This is a genomic window from Ruegeria sp. AP12 (genome assembly GCF_056540025.1).
Genome location: NZ_JBQFVZ010000151.1, coordinates 1 through 870, shown reverse-complemented (window position 1 = coordinate 870; position 870 = coordinate 1). Strand labels below are relative to the sequence as shown.

Below are 870 nucleotides of genomic sequence, written 5' to 3'. Positions count from 1 at the left end.
TGCCCTGGCCGCCTATGCGCTTGCCGATCTTGGCGGTCCTCAGACGATTTCACTGGCCCAAAACGAAAGCGCTTTTCCTGCCAGCCCTACCGCCATTGCCGCCGGACAGGCCGCGATGGCCGACATGCCGCTCTATCCTGATCCGGAATGGCCGGACCTGCGTTTAGCGATAGCCGAAGTGCATGGGCTGGACCAGAGCAACATCTTTTGCGGCGCGGGATCGATGGAGCTGATCGGTTGCCTAATCCGCGCCTATGCCGGGCAAGGGGACCGCGTGCTGGGTACAGACTACGGCTACGCCTTTGTCGCCTCGGCAGCCGTGCAGGTGCAGGCGGACTATGTCAAGGCGCGTGAGGTCGACTTGACTGTTTCGGTGGATGATGTTCTGAGCGCAGTCACCCCAAAAACCCGCATCGTCTTCCTCTGCAATCCCGGCAATCCGACCGGAACGGTCATCCCGAACGCTGAGATCGTGCGCCTGCGGACCAGCCTTCCCAAGAACGTTCTGCTGGTCGTCGATCAAGCCTACGCCGAATTCTCGGATGCCGAACATGATCCGGCAGAGGCATTCGCTATGATTCAGCGCGGCGATACGGTCATCACCCGGACGTTTTCCAAAGCCTATGGGCTGGCGGGCGCGCGGGTCGGGTGGGCCTATGCTCCGCCCCAGATTGGAGCAGAACTGCGCAAGCTGTTAAACCCAAACAATGTCTCAATCCCCTCGCAGGCTGCAGCTGCCGCTGCAATGCGTCATCAGACGCATATGCGAGAGGTTGTGGCAAAAACTGCCAACATCCGCGACGCGTTCGCCGAAAACTGCCGCGCTCTGGGGTTAACCGTCCCGCAAAGCCACACAAATTTCGTCTTGCT

The 870-nt window shown here is 60.3% G+C and carries 1 protein-coding gene; it reads left to right on the top strand.

Annotation, left to right across the window (positions count from 1 at the left end; translation table 11 throughout):
* Window positions 1-870, top strand: an 870-nt coding sequence (locus ACR0E6_RS21915) for a pyridoxal phosphate-dependent aminotransferase (RefSeq protein WP_480587297.1), incomplete at both ends; no start/stop codon positions are given.